Origin of the sequence: Protofrankia symbiont of Coriaria myrtifolia (assembly GCF_900634755.1) — a bacterium.
GTDB classification, from domain to species: domain Bacteria; phylum Actinomycetota; class Actinomycetes; order Frankiales; family Frankiaceae; genus Protofrankia; species Protofrankia coriariae.
In genome coordinates this window covers 1-5,287 of sequence record NZ_CAAAFS010000328.1, presented here as the reverse complement: position 1 = coordinate 5,287, position 5,287 = coordinate 1, and the positions used below count along the sequence as shown (strand labels likewise).

Annotated in this window: 3 protein-coding genes; all 3 read right to left on the bottom strand. The window is 69.1% G+C overall.

Annotation, left to right across the window (positions count from 1 at the left end):
- The coding region (locus CM1CMNOD_RS19260; protein WP_242625469.1) for an AAA family ATPase at nucleotides 1-1,230 on the bottom strand (1,230 nt) is incomplete at its 3' end.
- A gap of 355 nt (nucleotides 1,231-1,585) precedes the next feature.
- Nucleotides 1,586-3,364: a sensor histidine kinase gene (locus CM1CMNOD_RS19255; RefSeq protein ID WP_013875262.1), complete on the bottom strand. Its 1,779-nt coding sequence runs from the start codon at nucleotides 3,362-3,364 to the stop codon at nucleotides 1,586-1,588.
- A 297-nt stretch (nucleotides 3,365-3,661) separates the two neighbouring features.
- Entirely contained in the window at nucleotides 3,662-5,278 is a 1,617-nt protein-coding gene (locus CM1CMNOD_RS19250; protein WP_013875261.1) for a PP2C family protein-serine/threonine phosphatase, read from the bottom strand.
- Between the last annotated feature and the right edge of the window lie 9 nt (nucleotides 5,279-5,287).

Below are 5,287 nucleotides of genomic sequence, written 5' to 3'. Positions count from 1 at the left end.
GGCGGGGATCTGCGTGTCGGCGGGCAGGCCGGCCAGTTCCTTGCGGACGACGTCGGAGCGCAGCAGCACCCAGCCGTCCTCGGTGTCGACGAGCCTGCCGGCCAGGGTGGACTTGCCGGTGCCGGGCAGGCCGCCGATGAGGACGAGTCGGACCCGGCCGCGACGCAGGTGCAACAGCGCGATCCTGGCGAGCCGGCGCGCCTGCCGGGCGGCCTCCGGCGCGCCCTGACGGGCCCGGATGCAGGAGACCTTGGCCCGCACCAGCGCCCGGTAAGCGATGTAGAGATGCCGCAGCGACGGCGGATGCTTCTCCCCCGCGAACTCCCCGTACCAGGTCAGGAACCTCTCGGCGGCGTCGGCGGCGCCAAGGCGCTCCAGGTCCATAGCGAGGAAGGCGATGTCGCCGAGCACGTCCCCGACCCGCAGCCGGCGGTCGAACTCGATGCAGTCGAGTACCCGTGGGCCGTCGTCGAGGCAGTAGATGTCGTCCGCGAGCAGGTCGCCGTGCCCGTCCCGGATCCAGCCGGCGCGCTGGCGCTCGGCCAGCAGCGCCGCCCGGCCGGCGAGGTAGCGGGGGGCGAGCCGGCCGAGTTCGTCGATGACACTCGAATCGATCAACATCCCGCTGAACGGCGCGATCCCGGTCAGGCTCTCCTGCCACAGTCCATCGAGGGTGGCCGGGCTGCCCGCCTCGGCGATCTCGGGGGAGGTCGGGCAGCGCTGGTGGAAGGCGGCGAGCAGCCGGGCGAGCGCGCGCAGCTGCCCGTCCACCCGCCGACCCATGGAGATCATGCTGGACAGGCGCCGGTTCGCGGGCATCCGCCGCATCACGACCATGTGGTCCACCAGCGTGCCGGCGTTGTCGTGGATGTCCGCCATGCCGAGATAGACGTCGGGGGCGAGGCGGCGGTTGAGTTCGACCTCGGCCCGGCAGGCCGCCTCCCTCGCCTGTCGGGTGCGGAAGTCGAGGAAACCCAGATCCAGCGGCTTCTTCACCTTGAAGACGCGGTCGCCGGAGAAGTACAGCGTCGCGCTGTGCGTCTCGACCGTCTCCAGGCCGGAGAGCACCGCCCTGGTGAACTGCCTGTTGGTGAGCTGCTCATCGGTGAACCGCGAGCCGTCGAGCTCCCGCGAGCCGTCGAGCTCAGGGCGTCCGACCTCGAGGTATATGTACGGACGTGCGTGCGGACCCGTACGCCCCGACACTGTCGTCCGGTCATCGACGGTCATGACACCTCCAACATCAGAACATGTCGCGACGGCAGGTGTGACAGCGCTCATCCGGACCAGTCGGACCAGCCGACCGGTACAGGACCGGGCGCAGGCACGGCGCCGCCGCCCGATGTCCATCCTGGGCCGGGAGGGAAGTAGAAACGACCGTCGGAGGTTTCCTCGGGGACGGGCCGTTCGGACCCCGCCATACGGACCTCCGGCCCACGACCCCGCCGAATGACGCTCCCCGGACGGGACGAACCGTCCCGGACAACTCACGTGTCCTGCCCGAACGTACACCGCGCGAACGGACCTGGTGACAGCAGGTGAGTTCCGGCTGGCTCCACCGGCCGCGCTGGGAGCCGCGGGTCACTCAGGCCAGGGGCACGGACCAGCACAGGTGGGTACCACCTTCGGGCCCCGCGGAGAGGTCGAAGGTACCGCCGAGATCTTCGGCTCGGCTGCGTATGTTCGCAAGCCCGCTACGACGCTCCGTGTTCCCAATACCCACGCCGTTGTCGATCACGTCCGCGCTGAGCTGGCCCCCGGTAACCCTTACGATGACCTCGACGCTGCTGGCACGGGCGTGCCGGGCCGCGTTCGACAGGCCCTCCCGCACCACGGCGAGCAGATGCTCACCGGCCGCCGCGTCCACCGCCGTGTCCAGCGGGCCTTCGAACCGCAGGTACGGCGCGAAGCCGAAGGCGTCGCTCACCGCGTCGACGACGGAGGCGACCCGCGCCCGCAGGCCGGAGCCAGCCGTCGTCCGCCGGCCCCGCAGCTCGAAGACGGTCGACCGGATCTCACGGATCGTCACGTCCAGATCCTCCACGTACGTGGCCATCCGACGGGCCTGCCCTGGCCGCTCCTCAGCGGCGGCCAGTCCCTGCATGCCGAGCGCGACGGCATACAGCCGCTGCATGACGTGGTCGTGCAGGTCACGAGCGATCCGGTCCCGATCCTCCAGGACGACGATCCGTTCTCGGGCGGCCCGTGCCTGGGTGATCTCGAGAGCCGTCGCCACATGCCCGGCGAACGCCGCGGCCATATCGAGATCACTGTCCGTGAATGGCGTGGCGCCGTGCCGCCGACCGAGCACCACCGCTCCGTTGGCCACCTGGGAGCCGGCCAACGGGACGATCATCAGCGGGCCGATCCCATGCGCGTAGGGATCGTTACCGCTGGCCTCGGCCGCGGCGTCCGAGACGAGCAAAGGTGCGCACGTCCGCACCGCCTTGCCTCCCAACGAGCCGTCCATGGGGATTATCCTGCCCTGCAGGACACCGGCGTCGTCACCGTCGGCAACCTCTACGGTCAGGTGCGACGAGGGCCCCCCGCTGAGGAGTATCGCGGCCACGTCCGCGCCGGCGAGCTCCCGGGCACGACTGACGATCATGTTCAGCGGTCGCTCGCCGTCACCAAGCACGTGACGGGTGATGTCCGCCGAGGCCTGCAGCCACCGCTGGCGACGTTGCGCCTGATCGAACAGCCGGGCGTTGTCGATGGCGATCCCGGCGCTCGCGGCCAGCGCCAGGACGAGTTCCTCGTCCTCGGCCGTGAACGTCCGGCCGTTGCGCTTCTCCGTGAGATAGAGGTTGCCGAAAACCTCGCTGCGGACCCTGATCGGAACACCGAGGAAGGTCTGCATGGGCGGGTGGTTCGCCGGGAAACCGACGGCCCGGGGGTTCGTCGCGATGTCGTTCAGGCGAAGTGGCTGTGGCTGCGCGGTAAGCAGGCCCAGCACCCCCTGCCCCCGCGGCAGCTGTCCGATCTTCTCGACCAGGGACGGCTCCATGCCGACGTGGATGAACTGCTCGAGATGCCCTTCCCTGGCGATCACCCCCAGAGCGCCGTACCGGGCGTCGACCAGCTGACAGGCCTCCTCCACGATGCGGCGCAGCACCACCTCCAGGCTGAGGTCGGCGATGACCGTCCGGGTGGCTCGCAGCAGGCCGCGCAGCCTGCTCTGCGTCTCGATGACATCCTGCGCCCGGTCGACGAGCTGGGCGAGCAACTCGTCGAGTTCCAGGCGGGCAACTGCTGGGAAGGCCATCTCTCTCATCGGCTCCGCGGAGAAGTCACCCGGCAGGGACGCGGATGCGGCGGAATCCGGCACACCCGTGGAAATCTTCCCTGTCTCCTGGTCGTCCATACCTCAGACACACTAACGGAAGTAAGCCAACACCGACGAGCCCCCTGGAATGATCGATCCAAGAATTCCACACCCCGCCCGGGCGCCCTGCGTATATGCATTCCGTACGGAGCGGCACAGACGGTGCTCACCTTCCGAATATTCGCACTGAACTGACCGGACGCGTCGAATACCGCTTTGTCATGATGCGGCCGATCGCCGGGAGTCAGCCAGTCGCTGCCCGGCCACGCCCGTGACGTGCTCGCCCGTTCTACCCGGACCACGCCGAAGAACCGATGCGAGGCTGCCCCGGACCGTCTACTCGGACGCGGCGGTGATATTTCTCGGCAGGGTGACGGTATCTCCCACCGGATAAACGGCTCCGTCCGGGCGCTGCGCCGGAGCGGCAATGATGTCGGACACGCTACGGCCCACCGCGACCGCAATCTGGTCGTCCGCCACGCAGCCACGGGAATGCAGCGCGACAGCCGTGAAGAGATCACTGACGAGGGCGTCGGGATCCCTGCCGGGAAGGCGCGTCAGCTCGTCGGCCAGCCGTCGGAAACCGAACTGGTTCCCAGCCGGGCCGCGCGCCTCGGTGATGCCGTCGCTGTAGGCGCACAGGACGTCCCCCGGCGCCAGGAGGGCCCGCTCGGTCCGCCACGTGCCGCTGCCGTCGGGCAGGATGGCTGCGACGAGGGGGCCTGTCGGCGCCAGAGTCACAAACCCCGCCCTTCCGGCTTCGTTTTTTCCACCTCCTCTCGCGTCCAGGCCGTCTCCGACAGCCAGGGCTTCCCTTTCCACATCCGGATCCGCACCATCCGAATCCGCGTCGCCCGGCTCCACACCGCCCGCCCTCGCCTCGTCCACGGCCGCACCCCGTCCGCCGCCCGGATTTCGGACGATCACCGGCCATGGGTGCCCGGCGTTGGCGTACTCGACAAGTCCGGTTTCAAGATCTACTATTGCGACGAACGCGGTCGCGAACATCTCACCGGTGTCACCGAGGCATCGCTGCACCTGTTGGATCGCCTCGTCCGGGGTTGCCTCGGTGAGCAGCGCGGCCGCGAGAAGCTGCTTGACCAGCAGCGCGTGCACGCCGGCCACCGGCCCGTGCCCCGCCGCGTCCCCCACGGTGAACCCGAGACGACCATCGGGCAGCTCGAAGGTGTCGTACCAGTCGCCGGCGAGCAGGCCCTCCGCCGGGATGATCCGGCCTGCGATCCGCATGCCCGGGATTTCGGTCACGGACGCGGTCAGCGCGTCCCGCAGCGCCGCCACCGTCGGTCCCTGCTGGCCGATCGCGGCCAACACGCGCAGACGCATCGCGTCCAGCCCCTCTCCGAGCTCGGCCATTTCAGCCGGGCCGTTGCGCAGCACGGCCCGGTCGTAACCGCCACGGGCAAGTTCTCCGACCGCGCGCAACAGCCCACGTAGCGGCGTGAGGACCGACCGCCGGACACCGACGACCAGCACAGCGACGACCAGCACAGCGACGACCAGAAAACCCAGGAACACGGCGCCCAGCGCACCGGCGAGCAACTGCCAGCCGGCCCCGCCGGCCTGAGTCGACAGCTGATCCTGGTGACGTAAAATTTCCTGCTGTATCGTGGCCACCCGCGTACGCATGGTGTCAAAGCTTGAGTTCCTCGTGGCGGCTGCCTCTGCCGAATGAATGACCACCATGTTCTCGGTACGCACGGCGCTCACCGCTGGATCCGCGTGCGAGCTCCATACCCCGTACGCTTCCGTCACCTGCCGCACAAGGTCGGGCAGCCGTCCGAGACCGGCAACGGAGGCGGACAGCTGGTTGATTCTGGCCGAAATATCCCGGGACCCGGCCAACACAGACCCGTGAAGTTCGGGCTGGCCGGTTGTCAGGTAACCGCGCCAGTCGCTGTCCTCATCGGCGATATGATCAAGGAGGGCGGCCACGTCTGCCGC